The 14626-nt window shown below is 67.8% G+C and carries 17 protein-coding genes and 1 tRNA gene; 2 read left to right on the top strand and 16 right to left on the bottom strand.

Annotated features, from left to right (window positions below):
* Window positions 1-30: 30 nt before the first annotated feature.
* The 14 genes from rarD to birA form a co-directional block, all read right to left on the bottom strand.
* Window positions 31-933, bottom strand: a complete 903-nt coding sequence (gene rarD, locus ACVOMC_RS01680) for an EamA family transporter RarD (protein WP_481522589.1) — start codon at window positions 931-933, stop codon at window positions 31-33.
* Entirely contained in the window at window positions 930-1829 is a 900-nt protein-coding gene (gene yedA, locus ACVOMC_RS01675) for a drug/metabolite exporter YedA (RefSeq protein ID WP_481522588.1), read from the bottom strand. Before yedA ends, rarD begins: the two co-directional genes overlap by 4 nt.
* Before the next feature lie 103 nt (window positions 1830-1932).
* Window positions 1933-3585 (bottom strand): M28 family metallopeptidase, encoded by a 1653-nt coding sequence (locus tag ACVOMC_RS01670; RefSeq protein WP_481522587.1) that lies wholly within the window; start codon window positions 3583-3585, stop codon window positions 1933-1935.
* 132 nt (window positions 3586-3717) lie between these two features.
* The gene (locus ACVOMC_RS01665) at window positions 3718-4650 is read right to left on the bottom strand and encodes an MBL fold metallo-hydrolase (RefSeq protein WP_481522586.1); all 933 of its coding nucleotides are present in this window, start codon (window positions 4648-4650) and stop codon (window positions 3718-3720) included.
* 81 nt (window positions 4651-4731) lie between these two features.
* Window positions 4732-5025, bottom strand: a complete 294-nt coding sequence (locus ACVOMC_RS01660) for a hypothetical protein (protein ID WP_054659624.1) — start codon at window positions 5023-5025, stop codon at window positions 4732-4734.
* Between the two features lie 25 nt (window positions 5026-5050).
* Entirely contained in the window at window positions 5051-6352 is a 1302-nt protein-coding gene (locus tag ACVOMC_RS01655; protein ID WP_481522585.1) for a tryptophan--tRNA ligase, read from the bottom strand.
* Window positions 6353-6715: 363 nt separating this feature from the next.
* On the bottom strand, window positions 6716-6937 hold the full coding sequence (locus tag ACVOMC_RS01650; RefSeq protein ID WP_054659626.1) for a CsbD family protein: 222 nt from the start codon (window positions 6935-6937) through the stop codon (window positions 6716-6718).
* A gap of 201 nt (window positions 6938-7138) precedes the next feature.
* Window positions 7139-7276: an entericidin A/B family lipoprotein gene (locus tag ACVOMC_RS01645; protein WP_054659628.1), complete on the bottom strand. Its 138-nt coding sequence runs from the start codon at window positions 7274-7276 to the stop codon at window positions 7139-7141.
* 52 nt (window positions 7277-7328) lie between these two features.
* Window positions 7329-7481: an entericidin A/B family lipoprotein gene (locus tag ACVOMC_RS01640; protein WP_054659629.1), complete on the bottom strand. Its 153-nt coding sequence runs from the start codon at window positions 7479-7481 to the stop codon at window positions 7329-7331.
* 127 nt (window positions 7482-7608) lie between these two features.
* A complete protein-coding gene (gene rocF / locus ACVOMC_RS01635; RefSeq protein WP_054659631.1) occupies window positions 7609-8529 on the bottom strand; it encodes an arginase in 921 nt (306 codons plus the stop codon).
* Between the two features lie 92 nt (window positions 8530-8621).
* Window positions 8622-8697: transfer RNA gene (locus ACVOMC_RS01630), tRNA-Thr, on the bottom strand.
* 97 nt (window positions 8698-8794) lie between these two features.
* Window positions 8795-9556, bottom strand: coding sequence for an SPOR domain-containing protein (locus ACVOMC_RS01625; protein ID WP_057505839.1), 762 nt, complete (start codon window positions 9554-9556; stop codon window positions 8795-8797).
* 9 nt (window positions 9557-9565) lie between these two features.
* Window positions 9566-10303 (bottom strand): type III pantothenate kinase, encoded by a 738-nt coding sequence (locus tag ACVOMC_RS01620; RefSeq protein ID WP_481522584.1) that lies wholly within the window; start codon window positions 10301-10303, stop codon window positions 9566-9568.
* Entirely contained in the window at window positions 10300-11265 is a 966-nt protein-coding gene (birA, locus tag ACVOMC_RS01615; protein WP_481522583.1) for a bifunctional biotin--[acetyl-CoA-carboxylase] ligase/biotin operon repressor BirA, read from the bottom strand. The genes ACVOMC_RS01620 and birA overlap by 4 nt, the downstream gene beginning before the upstream one ends.
* A 125-nt stretch (window positions 11266-11390) precedes the next feature.
* Here birA and ACVOMC_RS01610 point away from each other — a divergent pair, with 125 nt between their 5' ends.
* Window positions 11391-11669, top strand: a complete 279-nt coding sequence (locus ACVOMC_RS01610; RefSeq protein ID WP_481522582.1) for a hypothetical protein — start codon at window positions 11391-11393, stop codon at window positions 11667-11669.
* On the top strand, window positions 11636-12445 hold the full coding sequence (locus ACVOMC_RS01605; protein WP_481522581.1) for a M90 family metallopeptidase: 810 nt from the start codon (window positions 11636-11638) through the stop codon (window positions 12443-12445). The genes ACVOMC_RS01610 and ACVOMC_RS01605 overlap by 34 nt, the downstream gene beginning before the upstream one ends.
* Window positions 12446-12448: 3 nt before the next feature.
* On the opposite strand, the gene ACVOMC_RS01600 is transcribed toward ACVOMC_RS01605, so the two are convergent.
* Both ACVOMC_RS01600 and ACVOMC_RS01595 read right to left on the bottom strand, forming a co-directional pair.
* A complete protein-coding gene (locus tag ACVOMC_RS01600) occupies window positions 12449-13873 on the bottom strand; it encodes an ATP-binding protein (protein WP_057505837.1) in 1425 nt (474 codons plus the stop codon).
* A gap of 22 nt (window positions 13874-13895) precedes the next feature.
* A complete protein-coding gene (locus tag ACVOMC_RS01595) occupies window positions 13896-14579 on the bottom strand; it encodes a response regulator transcription factor (protein ID WP_053520384.1) in 684 nt (227 codons plus the stop codon).
* Window positions 14580-14626: the final 47 nt, after the last annotated feature.

Genomic DNA, 14626 nt, shown 5'->3' with positions numbered 1-14626 from the left:
CGTTTCAGCGGTGGCGCAGGCCGCGATGCCTCACGCCCGCGAACGGGCCCTGGTCGCGGCCCGCAGTCCGGCGAGCGCGAACACCGCCAGACCCGCCCAGATCAGACCGAAGCCGATCAGCTGGCGGTGCTCGAACGCCTCGCGGAACACCAGCACGCCAACCAGGAACTGCAGGGTGGGGGCGATGTACTGCAGCAGCCCGACCACCGTCAGCGGCACCCGCCGCACCCCGTAGGCGAAGGCGATCAGCGGGATTGCACTGACCGCGCCGGCCAGCACCAGCAACGCATCGTTGCCCCAGCCCCAGCCGGAGAGGAAGCCGCCGCCGTGGCCGCTCTCGGCCCACAGCACGTAGGCCAGCGCCGGCAGCACCATGAACAGGCTTTCCACGCCCAGCCCGGCCACCGCTTCGACCGCCACCAGCTTGCGGATCAACCCGTACAGACCGAAGGTGACCGACAAACCCAGCGCGATCCACGGCGGCCGCCCGCTTTGCCAGGTCAGCCAGGCCACGCCCAGCGCGGCCAGCGCCACCGCCAGCCACTGCAGCTTGCCCAGCCGTTCGTCCAGCACCACCACGCCCAGCACCACGCTCAGCAGCGGGTTGATGAAATAGCCCAGGCTGGTTTCCACCACGTGGCCGGCATTTACCGCCCAGATGTACAGGCTCCAGTTGGCACCGATCAGCAGGCTCGACAGGCCCAGCAGCCAGAACCGCCGTGGCGTGGCCCAGACCTCGCGCAGCCAGCCCCAGCCACGCACCAGACCCAGACCGCCCACCAGCAGCACCGCGCTCCAGACAATGCGGTGGGCGATGATCTGGAACGAGGGCACGTCCTTGAGCAGATGCCAGTACAGCGGGAACAGGCCCCAGATCACAAACGCCAAGGTGACAGCGAGCAGGCCGTTGCGGTGGTCGCCGGTGGTGTTCATGCGCGGCGGATCCGGGCCAGGGTGATGACCACGACGCCGGCCAGGATCACCGCCATCGCACCGATATCGGCGCCGCTGAAACGCTCGTGCGCGATCCACGCGCCCAACGCCACCGCGATCACCGGATTGACGTAGGCATAGCTGCTGGCCAGCACCGGGCGCACGTTGTGCAGCAGCCAGACATAGGCGGTGAAGGCGATGATCGACCCGAACACGGTCAGGTAGCCCACCGACAGCACGCCCTGCAGCGTGGGCAGCGCGTCCATCCGCTCGCCGCGCAGCAGGCCGCCGGCCACCAGGATCACGCCGCCGCACAGCATCTGCCCGGCGGCGGTCATGAACGGCGATGGCAGGTCGCGTCCGCGCGACCAGATCGACCCGGCGGCCCAGCCCAGCGGGGCGATCAGCAGAAACACCAGTCCGTGCGGGGTGGCGGTCAGGCTGCTGCCGGCGTTGAGCCACAGCACCCCGGCAAAACCAATCGCGATGCCCAGCCATTCACCGCCGGTGGCCTTCTCGCCGCGCAAGGTGGAAAACAGTGCCATCCACAGCGGCACCGAGGCCACCGCCACCGCCGCCAGGCCCGAGGACACTTCGCGTTCGGCCATCACCACCATGCCGTTGCCCAGGAACAGCAGGCACAAACCCATCACCGCCAGCGTCGCCCATTGCGCCCGGGTCGGGGCGGCCACTCCGCGCCAGCGCAGCAACGCATAGAGCACGCTGCCTGCCACAACGAAGCGCGCGCCGGAGATCACCGACAACGGCGGCAGGCCGCTTTCCAGGGCCAGATGGATGCCCAGATAGGTCGAGCCCCAGACCACGTACACCAGCAGCAGGGCGAGGACGACAAGACCACCGCGCGGGGCGGGCCGTGCGGAAACGGGAGCGGACATGGGCAGAACCGGCGGGGGACCGCGCCATTTTAGGCCACCACCGGCCCCCCACTGCTACCGCTGTTGCAACGCCGGGTTGCAACAGCGGCGCAGGGATGGGCGATCAGCGCCGCGCCGCGTCGCTGGCCTCACGTGCGGCCTCGAACTCCGCGCCCGGCTGCCACTGCGGCCACTGCCGGCTGTTGGCCAGTTCCAGCCCCAGGTCGTAGACCAGCAGCGTGTCGGCGGCCAGCCCGCGTGCATCCCACTGCGGCGACCACGCATCGCAGGCCTGGTGGTAGCAGCTGGCGAAGTAGGCATCGCGCAGCGCGCGGCCGGCCGCCACGCCACCGTCGCGCTTGTCCAGCCCCGCCCCCACGGTGATCGCCGGCACGCCCTTGCGGGCGAAGGCGAAATGGTCGGCACGGTAGAAGAAACCGGCTTCCAGATTCGGATCGGGCGACCAGTGGCGGCCACGCGCCTTGGCCACGCGGTCGATGTCCTGCTCGAGCGAGACGCGGCCATTGCCCCAGGTGGCGATATCGGCGGTTTCCCCGTCCGGGCTGAACATCTCGATGTTCAACACCGCCGCGGTGGTTTCCAGCGGCGCCAGCGGATGGGCGGCGTAGTAGCTGGCCCCGAGCAGGCCTTTCTCCTCGGCGGTCAGCGCGATGAAGTACAGCGTGCGCTGCGGCCGTGGGCCGGCGGCGAACACCCGCCCCAGCTCCAGCAGCGCGGCCACGCCGGTGGTGTTGTCGATCGCGCCATGGCGCACGGTCTGGCCGCTGGCGTCGGGCTGGCCGATGCCGAACGCATCCCAGTGCGCGGAGAAGATCACCGATTCGTGCGGATGGCTCGCGCCTTCCAGCCTGGCCACCACGTTGCGGGTCACCACCGGCTCGCGCTTGAGTTTGAAGCTGGCCGACAGGCGCGCATCGCCCAGCGCCACCGGCCGGAAGTCGGCACGCATCGCCTTGCGCTTCTCGACCTCGAAATCCAGCCCGGCAGCGGCGAACAGCTGCTCGGCCAGGCTGCGCTGCATCCAGCCACGCAGCGTGGTGTGCTGCGCCATCGCCTCGGCCTGGCTGCGCTGGATGTCAAACAGCGGCGAGGTGCCCGATGCCTTCACCGTCGCCCACGGATACGCCGCCGGCGCGGTCTCGTGCACGATCAGCACGCCTTCGGCGCCCCGGCGCGCGGCCTCCTCGAACTTGTAGGTCCAGCGGCCGTAGTAGGTGACCGCGCGGCCATCGAACGCCCCGGCCATATCGGCCTCGAAATCGGCGTCGTTGATCAGCACCACCGCGATCTTGCCGCGCAGGTCCACGTCCTTGTAGTCGTCCCACTGGCGCTCGGGCGCAGTGATGCCGTAACCGACAAACACCAGCGGCGCATCGCGCACCTCCACGGCCGCCTGCGGGCGCAGGCTCTGCAGGGTCACGTCCTCGCCGTTGACCAGTTTCCGCGCCGTGCCACCGAGCCTCAGTTGCGCGGTGACCGGCCCGTCGACCTGCGCGCGTACCAGCGGCACGTTCTGCACCCAGCTCCCGTTTTCGCCGCCCGGCTGCAGACCCGACGCACGGAATTGCTCGACCAGATAGTCCACGGTGCGCTGTTCGCCGGCGCTGGCCGGCGCGCGGCCCTCGAATTCGTCCGAGGCCAACACCCGCACGTGCCGGGACAACGCTTCGGCATCGATGCCGCCGCCGGGAAGGTCGTTGGCCGCATGGGCGATGCCGCCGGCAAACAGGCACGACGACAACAGCAGAATGCGCATCGGATTCACAGCGGACACCAGCGTTCGACAGAGCGGCGATTCTATCGCGTGCGGTGTCTGTTTAATGAGGGGGCCACGCCACCGCGCAGATCGTTGATCGCCACAGCCGTGCACTGCACTCCACTCCAGCCTTCAGCGGCGGTCGCGGTCCAGCCAGCATTCCAGCCCCTGGGCATTGAGCTCGATATCCATGCCCAGCACCTGCAACACCTGCACCTCGTCCAGGGTGCTGCCGTGCCGGCGCAGCCGCGCCACATACAGCGCGCCCAGCGCCTGCACCAGCAGCCGGTGGCGATCGGCGTGACCATCGCAGCGGCGGGCGATAGCCACCATCGCGTCGATCTGCGCGTGCAGCTCGGCCGCCAGTCGCGCCGGCTGCTCGACGCGGCCGTAGTGGGTCAGGTACATCGCCACCGGCGCGCGCGCCATCAGCCGCTCGATCGAGGCATGCAGCGCCTGCGGCTCGAACTGCACCGGCGAGGAGGTCGGAATGATGAACGGCCCGGCGTCACTGTCCAGTTCGCGATAGGACAGGCCGAAGGTGTCGCCGGTGAACCAGCTGCCGCTGGCCGCATCCCAGATGCAGTGGTGATGGCGGGCATGGCCAGGGGTGTCCACGCACAGCAGCTCACGCCCGGCCAGCGACACGCGATGGCCATCCTCGGCCACCACCACGCGCGCGGCCGGCACCGGCACGATCTGCCCGTAGCTGCGCGCCATTTCTTCCTCGCCATAAACCGCGGTGGCACCGGCGATCAGCCGGCCCGGATCGATCATGTGCGCCGCACCACGCGGATGCACCACCAGTTGCGCGTTGGGCAGCTGCTGCAGCAGCGCGCCGGCACCGCCGGCGTGGTCCAGGTGCACGTGGGTGAGGAGCAGCCAGTCGATATCGGCCGGCTGCAGCCCGGCCCGGGCCACCGCGGCCAGCAGATTCGGCAGCGAGTGCGTGGTGCCGCAATCGACGAACGCGCCGCGACCGCCGTGCACGATCAGATAGGCCGCATCGAAATGATCGCGCTGGAACGCGGTGTCGATGGTGTGGATGCCAGGGTCGACGGACATCGGGCAGCTCCGGGAAGGCGATCTTCGATCCTGCCAGCCGTTGCCGGCCGCTTCCACTGCACCTTGGTCGCAGCCGCCGGATCAGTGCACGAGCACCCGCGGGCGCAGCAGCAGCGCCAGCACCATCACCGCCAGGAAGCCGCCATAGGCGTACAGCACCGCCAGGATCTGCTTCCACAGGCCCGCAGCCCCTTCCGCCGCGCCCACCCGGTAACCCCACAGCATGAAGCCGGTGCTGACCAGCAAGGCCAGCCCCAGCATCACGGCGTCGAACAGCCTGCGGGCGCGATGCCGCGGCTGGCGCGGAAACCACCAGTACAGCGCGCCCACCACACAGAACCAGGGAAAGAACAACAACAACGACAACCAGGCCATCGACGTGCTCCTTCCAGGTAACGGGTCAATCCTTGGCGGCGGCCTCGCGCAGCGCGGCCAGCGCGGCCAGCACCGGCTCCACTTCGCCTTCGACCTTGAACAGCTCGCTCTGCAGCGCATCGCCCTGCTCGGCCTGCTTGAGCACGGCGATCAGCTGGCCGGCATCGCGCGGCGAGTCGAAGCCTTCGCTCTGGATCAGCAGCTGGCCTTCGCCATCGAGCAGCTTGAAGTAGAAACGGCCGTCCTTCTCGCGGTACTGCTTGAACAGTGGCAGCGCCACCTTGGCCACCGCTTCGGCCTTCGCCGTCTGGCCGATGGTGGACAGGTCGCGCAGGCCCACCGCTTCGCGCAGCTGCTTGAGCAGCGGGATGGCGAACTGCTCGCGCAACTGCTGGCCACGCTGGCGCAGCAGTGCCTCGATCTTGGCCGGCTCGGCCATCAGTGCGTTGTAGCGCTCGCGCAGCGGCGCCAGCTCGGCGTCCATGCGTTCGAACACCTGCGCCTTGGCCTCGCCCCAGGCGATGCCGTCGGCGAACGCCTGGGCGAACGCGGCGGTCTGCTCGGCGCTGGCAAAGGCCTGGTACATCTGGAACAGCGCCGAGCCCTCGGTGCTCTTGGGCTCGCCCGGCGCACGCGAATCGGTCAGCACCGAGAACACCAGTTTCTTCAGCTCCTCGCGCGGGGCGAACAGCGGAATCACGTTGTCGTAGCTCTTGCTCATCTTGCGGCCGTCCAGGCCCGGCAAGGTGGCCACCGCCTCGTCGATCACCGCCTCGGGCAGCACGAAGTAGTCCTTGCCGTAGACGTGGTTGAAGCGCTGGCCGAAGTCGCGCGCCATCTCGATGTGCTGGATCTGGTCGCGGCCGACCGGCACCTTGTTGGCACCGAACACCAGGATGTCGGCGGCCATCAGCACCGGGTACATGTACAGGCCGGCGGTGACACCGGCGTCCTCGTCGATGCCTTCCTCGCGGTTCCTGTCCACCGCCGCCTTGTAGGCGTGGGCGCGGTTGAGCAGGCCCTTGCTGGCGACCGTGGTCAGGTACCAGGTCAGCTCGGTGATTTCCGGAATATCGCTCTGCCGGTAGAACCACACCTTGTCCGGCTCCAGCCCCGCGGCCAGCCAGCTGGCGGCGATCTCCAGGGTGGAGCGCTGCACGCGCAGTGGATCCTGGGTGTTGATCAGGCTGTGCAGGTCGGCCAGGAAGAAGAAGCTTTCCGTGTCGGCAGCGCGGCTGGCGGCGATGGCCGGGCGGATCGCCCCCAGGTAATTGCCGATGTGCGGGGTGCCGGAGGGCTTGATGCCGGTAAGGACGCGGGTAGTCATGAACGCAAGGGTGACAGAGGAATGAACCCGGCCAGTGTAACCCCGCCGGTCCCCGTCGCCGCCCCCATCCGCGTGTTCGACGGGCCGTTCACTGCCCGGGAGCTGGCCATGCACGGTCTGTGCGCCCGCGTGTTGTGCGGCATCGCACCCTGTGGGGCTCCAAGTCCGCGGCGGACCGCGAGGCGAGCCGCCACGCCTGATGCGGGACTTCGTACGTGCCGCGAGCGGTAGCACCGGCATCCCATCGCCGGTAATTCCTCCCGGAGGTCCAGTACCGATCAACGCACCCACACCCGCCCTGCGTGCCCTTACAGGAAGGGCCGCATCGCTGCGGCCCTTCTTCAATCACCTGCGCGAAGGCGCTCAGTGGTAATCCGGATATTCCTTGTGCAGGGCCTTTTCGAAATCACGCACCTCGCTCTCAGCGCGATCCTTGGCCCAGCCATAACGTTCCTGCAGGCGCCCGCTCAGATATTCGGCGTTGCCTTCGGCCACCTTCATGTCGTCATCGGTGATGTCGCCCCACTTGGCCTGCACCTTGCCCTTGAGCTGGGTCCACTTGCCGGAAATGATGTCTTTATTCATTACGTTGCTCCTTTCGGGGGATACGCGGTTGGTTCGCGTGGGACCACCATGGCAGCGACGATGTTGGCATCAGGTCCACGCTTCGTTGGCCCATGCTGATGTCGGTGAACGATGCTTCAGCTTCAACGTCTGACCTCGTATAACGCAACAAGGCCGGCAGTGCCGGCCTTGTTGCTTGAACTCGAACAGGTACCTGCCGGATCAATGACCCTTGGCAGCATCCTCGACCTTCTCACCGGCCTTCTGCACATCCTTGCCGGCACCGGCAACCGTGTTGCAGGCCGACAGCATCGCCATCGAGAACATCGACACCAGCACCAGAGCAACCAGACGCTTCATGTTTTTCTCCTGTTGTGAGTAGACACCCAAGTCTTGCCGCAAAGCACTGCCGTCAGCACTTGCCGTCACTGCAATCGCCGGCCTTGTCTTCCACCTTCTCTCCCGCCTTCTGCATATCCTTGCCGGCACCGGCAACGGTGTTGCAGCCACTGAGCATTCCGACCGAAAACAGCCCCAGCAGGGCCAACATCAGCACTCGCTTCATCCGACTTCTCCTTTGCATCTGGCGGGAGCCGGCGGCGGACATCCGCAGCCGACCTGCCCGCAGGTGCAGGTGAATCTGGCGAGTGCGCTGTGCAGTGGGCGTGAACAGCGGCCCGGTGCGTTCAGGCTCAGCCCCGCATCAGCGTGGACTTTCCGAACAGGCTTTCCACCAGATCCACCGCCAGCTCGGCGGTCTTGTTGTGGTGATCCAGCAAGGGATTGAGCTCGACGATGTCCAGCGATCCCATCAGACCGGTGTCGGCGATCATTTCCATCACCAGCTGTGCTTCGCGATAGTTGGGACCACCGGGCACCGTGGTGCCGACGCCGGGCGCGATGCTCGGATCCAGGAAATCCACATCGAAACTGACATGCAGGTGGGTATTGGCGTCGATGCCGGCCAATGCCTGCTGCAGGGTGCGCTTCATCCCGGTCTCATCGATATAGCGCATGTCGTAGACATCGACGTGGTGCTGCTTGATCAGGCGCTTTTCCTCGGCATCCACCGAACGGATGCCGATCTGTCGCACCTGCTGCGGCGAGATCGCCGGCGCATTCCCTCCCAGCCGGGTCAACGCATCCGGGCCCAGTCCGCACAGGCAGGCCACCGGCATGCCGTGGATGTTGCCCGAGGGCGTGACCTCGGAGGTGTTGAAATCCGAATGCGCATCCAGCCACAGCACGCGCAGCTGTTTGCCCTGCTCGCGGCACCAGCGTGCCACCGCGGTGATCGAGCCGATGCCCAGGCAATGATCGCCACCGAGCATGATCGGCAGGCGTCCATCGGCCAGTTCGGCGTAGGTCGCCTCCATCAGCGCCCTGTTCCAGGCCACCACTTCATCCAGATGCCGGTAGCCGTGCACCGGCCCGCTCCAGGGATTGCGCGGCCCCTGCAGATTGCCCACATCACGCACCTCCACACCGCGCGCGACCAGGGCCTCCGGCAAGCCTGCAATGCGCAGCGCCTCGGGCCCCAGACGGGCTCCGCGATGGCCGGCCCCCACATCCGTGGGTACCCCGATCAGCGACACGGGACGAAAAACGGCCATACCGATACCTCCATTGCAAATCAGCGCAGTCTAGCGAGCAGCCGCACGAACGCCTCGCGGCAGCGCAGCAGGAGGCAAACGGAAGGGAAGGGTGGTGCCGCTTATCCGAATCGAACGGATGACCTACTGTTTACAAGACAGTTGCTCTACCAACTGAGCTAAAGCGGCAAGATTGTGCGTCCGGCGAGCCATTGCAGCCGCGCGGACAGTTTACGCCATCACAGCGCGCAAACCCGCCGGATCACTGGACCGGCGGGGCGCCATTCTAGCGTAGCCGGGTGCAATCCAGCGATTGTTGTTGCGCCGCGCCGCTGCGCTGCGCCAGCACCGCGGGGCTGGAGCCTGCCGCCACGCTCGCATCGATCCACCAGCTGGGCGGCGTTTCACTGCCATTGGCGACCAGCCTGGCGGGAAACCCCGCTGCCGTCAGCGCCGCCTGGCGGCGCTCGGCGCCTTCGCGATTGCGGTACTGGCCCAGCGCCACCGCATTGGCATCATCCCCCTGGGCGATGATGAAGTAGTCACTGAAGCCGGCCTCGACAATACGCTTGACGGTGGCCTGGGCCTCATCGCGGGTGGCCGCTGCCGGGATCAGCACGCGATAACCGGATGCCGCCTTGCCCGGCACCTCACGCAGCCGCGCGCGTTCGGCCACCGCCCCCAGCCTGGACAGCGCCCCCTGCGCCTGGGCCTGGGCGGTGAACGGCCCCAGACTCAGACATTGCGCCGGTGCCCGGGCTTCAGGCGCGGCCGGTGCGGGTGCAGAAGCGGCAACAGCGGGCGGGGCAACCGCCGCCTGTGCTGCGTTCGCGGCGGCAACCAGCGCGGGCTCGGATGGGCCCGGCGCGACTTCCGCAACAGGCGCGGCGGCCGGTGGTACCGCCGGCGTGGGCAGCAGCTCGAGCGAGGCCACGCCCGGCTCGTTATCGGCAGGCAGTGGCGCGGTCGCTGACCGCGGCGTCATCCACCACAGCGCGACCCCCACGTTGAGGATGGCCAGTACGACAATCAGGAAGCGGATCAACATGGGTCGATCCTAACGTTCCAGCACGGGCTGATGCACGGCCCAGCGTGCCAGTCCGTCCAGCACCAGTGCCGGGCGGTACTCGGCTGGCGGCAGCAATGGCAGCAACGGGGCCGCCCCGCCGCCATGCACCAGCAACTGCGGCGGCACGCCGAGCAGCTCCGCGCCAAGGCGCAGGCTGCGCTCTACCAGCGCCACGGCAGCCCCGTCACAGCCCGATGCCAGGGCGTCGGCCGTATCGTTGGCGAACTCGGCGTAGTCACCGCCACTGGCCGGCAACTGCGCCGCACGGGCATGCAGGGCCTGCCGCATCACCGTCGGCGAGGCACCGATCCGGCCACCGCGGTGCAGCCCATCGCCATCCATGAGATCGATCGTCAGTGCGGTTCCAACCCCCACCACCAGTACCGGCTGGCGCGCACGCGCGGCGGCCAACAGGGCGAGAAAACGGTCCACGCCGAACTTTTCCGGACGCGCATAGGCAATGCGCACACCGGCACATTCGACCTGCGTGCGCGCCACCTGTACCCGCGCGAAGCGGGCGTCCAGCACCGTCATCACCTCGGCCGTCAGCGTGCTGGCCGCCACGCTGGCGACCCACGCGGTATCCCCCCGTGGCAGCGCCTGCAGCGCGGAGGCGGTCATCGCCTCGGCACCGTGCGCCCAGGCCTGCACCGGACCCACGCCGCCCTCCACCAGCGGCGCGAACTTGAACCGCGAATTGCCCAGATCGAACAACCAGTCGCTCATGCCGCCCTCACGCTGACTTCGCCGGCATGGAAGCAGGTTTCCCGCCCGTCGATGCGCACCCGCAGCGCGCCATCCTCGGCCAGTCCGCAGGCGTGGCCCTCATGCAGCACGCCGGCCTCCTCGATCCGCACCACACGTCCGGCCAGCACGTCCATCGCCGCATAACGCGGCAGAAACGGCGCCAGACCCTGCTGTTCGAACAATTCCAGCGCCGGCAGCAGTCGCGACAGCAGCGCGGCGACCACCGCATTGCGCGAGACCGGCGCGGTGCCGAGCGTTTGCAGATCGATCCACGGCTGTCCGATATCCGCGGCCACCGCCGGGGGCATATGCACGTTCAAGCCCAGTCCGATCACCGCGCGCGCCGGACCGGCAAACTCGCCACCGCCCTCCACCAGAAGACCGCCGAGCTTGCGCCCGTCCACCATCACATCGTTGGGCCACTTCAGGCCGGCACCGGTGAACCCCAGGGCATGCAGCGCCTCCACCGTGGCCACGCCCATCGCCAGGCTCAGCCCGCCCATCCGCGACAGCCCCCCGGGAAACGCGCGCGACAGCGACAGGTACACATGGGCGGCCAAGGGCGAGGCCCAATGGCGGCCGCGCCGTCCACGGCCACCGGTCTGGCGCTCGGCCAGCAGCACCTCCACCCCGCGCCCAGGCGCGCTGCGCTGCAGCAATTCGCTGTTGGTCGAGGCCACGGTCCAGCCCACCTGCAGATCCGCCAGCAGATTCACCACGTCCGGCGCCAACGCCGCGCGGATCGCCGCGGCCGACAGCAGCTCCACCGGACGTTCAAGCCGGTAGCCGTCGCCCGCGCGACCGTCAATCGCCACGCCAGCCGCGCGCAGGCCCTGGATACGCTTCCAGACTGCGGCCCGGGTCTGCCCCAGCTCGCGGGCCAGCGCATCGCCGGAAAGGGGCCCGGCCCCCAGCTTGGCCAGCAGTTCGCGGTCATCCACGGCAGCTATTCCTCGAAACAATCGGCGAAATTATGCGGGATGCCCGGCAGGGCGCCCAGCACACGGACCAATTCAGGCAAAAAAGCAGGCTAGAATCGGGAGCTCGCCCGCTCTGGATGTTGTCGATGCGCCACCTCGCACATTGCCTGATCCTGTTGTTGACGCCGGTTGCAGCGCAGGCCTCCGAAGCGCTCAATGGCTCCAGCAACACCGGCTGCACCTACGCTCCCAGCGAAGTGGAGCGGGTTGCAGTGCCAGCGGCATCGGTGAATCTGGCCAGCGGCGCGCCAGCGCCGGCGACAAAGCGCACCACACCGCCGGCCGGCGGTGGCAGCGATGAGGAAATCATCCCCCGCCTGCGCGCACCGAAGTGGCACCGCCTGCTGCCGGGCATGTTCCGCTGATCCCTGGATTCGGGCGCTGGTGGCAACGCCCGCCACCTCCGGTTGATGACGCGCTTTGGCTGCAGGTCCGCGAGGCTTGCCCGTGGGTGCGGCCGCTTGTCCCGCAACGCGAGCGCCGCCTGCGCGAGCTGGTCGCGCGGTTCCTGCAGCGGAAAACCATCACCGCGGTCGCCGGGCTGGAACTGGATCCGGCCCAGCGCCTGCTGCTGGCCACGCTGTGCTGCGTGCCACTGATCGAGTTCGGTGCCGAAGGCCTGCACGGCTGGTCCGAACTGGTGGTCTATCCCGATGCGTTCCGGGTGCGCCGCAGCCATCTGGACGCGGCCGGCATCCTGCACGAATGGGATGACGAACTGATCGGCGAGGCGTGGGACAGCGGTCCGCTGATCCTGTCCTGGGCCGATGTGCAGGCCGATATCGCCGATCCGCGGGCCGGGTTCTGCGTGGCCGTGCACGAGATGGCGCACAAGATAGACCTGCTCGATGGTGCGATGGATGGCACGCCACCGCTGCCGCGGGAGTGGCAGAAGCAGTGGGCGCGCGATTTCCAGCAGTGCTATGACCGTTTCCGCCGGCAGGTGGACAACGGCGAGGACACCGCTCTGGATACATATGCGGCCGAGGCCCCTGAGGAGTTCTTCGCGGTCGTCAGCGAGTACCACTTCTCCGCACCGCAACTGCTGGAGCAGGCGATGCCGGCCGTGGCCGCACACCTGCACCGCTTCTATGGCCCGTCGCCGTTTGCCGACGCGCCCGCCGCCCTCGACGGCGTCTGAGCCTCACAACCCCGGCGGCAGCGTCACTTCGAAACGGGCACCGCCCAGTTCGGCCGAACGCTTGACCTGCAGTTCGCCGCGATAGTCCTTGATCAGGTCCTGCACGATCGACAAGCCGATGCCATGGCCCTGTACCCGCTCGTCACCGCGTACACCGCGCTGCAGCACCTTGGCGATATTCTCCTCGGCGATGCCCGGGCCATCATCGTCCACCGCCAGCTGCAGGCCGGCGCGGCGTCCCGGCGCGGCGGGGATCGGCTTGGCGGTCAGCAGCACGCTGCGGCGCGCCCACTTGAACGCGTTCTCCAGCAGGTTGCCGAGCAACTCCTGCAGGTCACCCGGCTCGCCATAGAAATTCACGCCCGGGGCGATATCGAACTCGCACAGCACGCCCTTGCTGGCATAGATCTTCTCCAGCCCCGGAACGATGTCTTCGGCGGTGGCCTCGATCGGCACCGGCGCGGAAAACAGCTTGTGGCCCGAAGAGGCCGCCCGGGCAAGCTGGTAGGACACCAGGTTGTTCATGCGCTGCAGCTGCACGTCCAGTTCCTCGCGCAGCGCGGCGGCGTCGGCACCGCTGTCCAGCTGCGTGCGCAGCACCGCGATCGGTGTCTTCAGGCTGTGCGCCAGATCGGCCAGCGTATTGCGCTGGCGGTCCAGGTTCTCGCGTTCGCTTTCGATGAAGGCGTTGATGCTTTCGGTCAGCGGCTCCAGCTCACGCGGATGCCGCTCACTCATGCGGGCGCGCTCGCCGCGCTGCACCTTGGTCAACTCGTTGATCACGCGCTTGAGCGGGCGCAGGCTCCATTGCAGCACCAGGGTCTGCAGCAGCAGCAGGATCAGGCCGGTGACACCGAGCCAGAACCACACCGCGCCGCGGAACACCCGCAGCTGCGCACCCAGCGCGCGCGAATCTTCCAGCACATAGATGGTGTAGGGGAACTCGGCTTCCGGCGCACCGTCACCGCCCCAGACCAGCCCCAGCCCGTAGCGGTAGACCTCGCCAGGCGTGCCGTCGATCTGGGTCATCGGCAGCGGCCCTTCGAACACCTCCTGCCGGGGATCAAGCAGGTGGCCGCTGACTTCCGGCAGGATCGGCCCTTCGGCGGACATGGAATTGCCATGGTCGCCGGGCATCACCACCTGCAGGTACAGGCCGCTGCCGGGCACATCAAAGCGCGGATCCGGCGGCTGCTCGCGGATATACAGCGAGCCGTCGCGGGTGAAGTCGATGCCACCGGCATAGGCGGTGGCATAGTTTTTCAGGCGCTCGCGCAGATTGGCACGCGCAGTGTCGGCGAAGGCCGCATCCAGTGCGTAGCCGGCCAAGGCCAGGAACGCGATCAGCCCCACCGACGCGGCCAGCAGCTGGCGCGCCTGCAAAGAACGAGGCCGCCAACGCTTCAACAGCCACTGACGGCCCGTCATATCGCACCGCCCCTGACGGGGCTCAGCCTTCGTTACGCGGAATCGCGAACCGGTAACCGCGGCCACGCACGGTTTCGATCGGCTTGAGTTCGCCGTCCGGATCGAGCTTCTTGCGCAGACGGCCGATGAACACTTCCAGCACGTTCGAATCGCGATCGAAATCCTGCTGGTAGATGTGCTCGGTCAGATCCGCCTTGGACACCAGCTCGCCGGCGTGCATCATCAGGTACTCGAGCACCTTGTATTCGTAGCTGGTCAGGTCGACATTGCTGCCGCTGACACTGACGGTCTGCGCCGCCAGATCCAGCGCCACCGGGCCACATTCCAGGGTCGGCTTGGACCAGCCGGCGGCGCGGCGCAGCAACGCGTTGACACGCGCCAGCAGCTCTTCGACATGGAACGGCTTGACCAGGTAGTCGTCGGCGCCCTGCTTCAGACCCTCGACCTTGTCCTGCCAGCTCGACCGCGCGGTCAAGATCAGCACCGGAAACTTCTTGCCCTCGTCACGCAGCGCCTTGATCAGCTCCATGCCCGACATCTTGGGCAGACCCAGATCGATGATGCCCACGTCGAACGGGACTTCGCGGCCCATGTACAGGCCTTCCTCGCCATCCTGCGCCGCATCTACCGCGAAGCCTTCGCGCTTGAGGCGGGCTGCCAGGGTCTCCCGCAGCGGGGCTTCGTCTTCGACCAGAAGGATACGCATGAACTCTCCCTAGTAACTTGGGCCGGCCGTGGGCCAGCATTTTGATG

The sequence above is a fragment of the Stenotrophomonas sp. STEN014 genome, assembly GCF_056760315.1.
The sequence above is the reverse complement of the archived record's forward strand: the minus strand, read 5'-3'. Positions and strand labels throughout refer to the sequence as shown.

Coding starts and splice junctions, on each gene's coding strand:
- rarD (WP_481522589.1), bottom strand. CDS start 933: ATGAACACCACCGGCGACCACCGCAACGGCCTGCTCGCTGTCACCTTG.
- yedA (WP_481522588.1), bottom strand. CDS start 1,829: ATGTCCGCTCCCGTTTCCGCACGGCCCGCCCCGCGCGGTGGTCTTGTC.
- ACVOMC_RS01670 (WP_481522587.1), bottom strand. CDS start 3,585: ATGCGCATTCTGCTGTTGTCGTCGTGCCTGTTTGCCGGCGGCATCGCC.
- ACVOMC_RS01665 (WP_481522586.1), bottom strand. CDS start 4,650: ATGTCCGTCGACCCTGGCATCCACACCATCGACACCGCGTTCCAGCGC.
- ACVOMC_RS01660 (WP_054659624.1), bottom strand. CDS start 5,025: ATGGCCTGGTTGTCGTTGTTGTTGTTCTTTCCCTGGTTCTGTGTGGTG.
- ACVOMC_RS01655 (WP_481522585.1), bottom strand. CDS start 6,352: ATGACTACCCGCGTCCTTACCGGCATCAAGCCCTCCGGCACCCCGCAC.
- ACVOMC_RS01650 (WP_054659626.1), bottom strand. CDS start 6,937: ATGAATAAAGACATCATTTCCGGCAAGTGGACCCAGCTCAAGGGCAAG.
- ACVOMC_RS01645 (WP_054659628.1), bottom strand. CDS start 7,276: ATGAAGCGTCTGGTTGCTCTGGTGCTGGTGTCGATGTTCTCGATGGCG.
- ACVOMC_RS01640 (WP_054659629.1), bottom strand. CDS start 7,481: ATGAAGCGAGTGCTGATGTTGGCCCTGCTGGGGCTGTTTTCGGTCGGA.
- rocF (WP_054659631.1), bottom strand. CDS start 8,529: ATGGCCGTTTTTCGTCCCGTGTCGCTGATCGGGGTACCCACGGATGTG.
- ACVOMC_RS01625 (WP_057505839.1), bottom strand. CDS start 9,556: ATGTTGATCCGCTTCCTGATTGTCGTACTGGCCATCCTCAACGTGGGG.
- ACVOMC_RS01620 (WP_481522584.1), bottom strand. CDS start 10,303: ATGAGCGACTGGTTGTTCGATCTGGGCAATTCGCGGTTCAAGTTCGCG.
- ACVOMC_RS01610 (WP_481522582.1), top strand. CDS start 11,391: ATGCGCCACCTCGCACATTGCCTGATCCTGTTGTTGACGCCGGTTGCA.
- ACVOMC_RS01600 (WP_057505837.1), bottom strand. CDS start 13,873: ATGACGGGCCGTCAGTGGCTGTTGAAGCGTTGGCGGCCTCGTTCTTTG.
- ACVOMC_RS01595 (WP_053520384.1), bottom strand. CDS start 14,579: ATGCGTATCCTTCTGGTCGAAGACGAAGCCCCGCTGCGGGAGACCCTG.